This is a genomic window from Paraburkholderia sp. RL18-085-BIA-A, assembly GCF_046027075.1.
Lineage (GTDB): Bacteria > Pseudomonadota > Gammaproteobacteria > Burkholderiales > Burkholderiaceae > Paraburkholderia.
Map to the genome: position 1 here is coordinate 1 of NZ_JARESU010000479.1, position 1,035 is coordinate 1,035.

The following is a 1,035-nucleotide window of genomic DNA, read 5'->3' on the forward strand; positions in this document are numbered from 1 at the left end:
ACTGCGCTCAGGTGAAGCGTCCTATCTGTCAGTGCTGAGCGCGCAGCAGACCTGGCAAATGGCACGCATTGCGTCGATACAGGCAAGGGCCGCCAGACTGGCGGATACGGCAGCCTTGTTCCAGGCCGTGGGCGGTGGCTGGTGGAATCGGTCGGATTCGCTCGGCTCGACGTTGGCGTCAAACCAACCTCGATAACACAGGTCATGAAACGACTTTGTACAATTCTTGCGGTTGTGATCGTGCTGGTCGGTTGCGCGACGCAGTCGCAATCGCGCCATCCCACCCAAAACCAACAGACATCGGATGGCACAGTAGTCGACTACGCTGGCGTGCCCTGCGGCAATCAGAACATGCATGTGAAGTCGCCCGTCTGCCTGTTTCCACGGACCCTGCACGCATCCGGGACGCGAGACGTCGGGTTTCATACGTACGAGATTGCCGACCGCGAAGACGAAGTGGACTGCGCTCATGGGCAATGGCAGTTTAGACCCGCTGGAGCTTTTTGCCAGCGTGTGCTCGCCTGATGGCGAAGTGATACCTCATTGCCATCGTCTCAAGATCCTGCAATTTAGGTTCGCCAAGCGTTCGTTGACCGGGCTATTTGAATGGGGCGAGTCGACGCGGTGCCGCCGGTCGACGTAGACAAGCGGGTACTGATAATGGTTCTGGTGCAAATAGGCTTGGCGAATCGGTTAAAGTATTCAGCCCAACAATCTGGTGGTCGGTGATGAGCAAGCGGAAAGGCCTGGAGGCGTTGTTTGATGGGCGACATTTTGATCGGGAGATCATCATTCTCTGCGTGCGCTGGCACCTTCGCTACAAGCTCAGCCTGCGCGATCTGGTCGAGATGATGGCCGAGCGCGGTTTGTCGCTGGTGCACACCACGATTATGCGTTGGGTGAAGCGCTTTACGCCGGAGTTCGTCAAGCGCTGGAATCGTTTTGGCGTACCCACAGGCGGTCATGGCGTGTTGACGAAACCTACCTGACGATTCGTGGCAAATGGGTTTATCTGTACCGTGCGGTAGATCGAGT

Annotated in this window: 2 pseudogenes; both read left to right on the top strand. The window is 57.2% G+C overall.

Going from position 1 to position 1,035, the window contains the following annotated elements:
• Window positions 1-196: pseudogene (locus tag P0D89_RS53360) on the top strand (histidine kinase); the annotation flags it as partial.
• Window positions 197-728: 532 nt separating this feature from the next.
• Window positions 729-1,035 (top strand): annotated as a pseudogene (locus P0D89_RS53365) (IS6 family transposase); the annotation flags it as partial.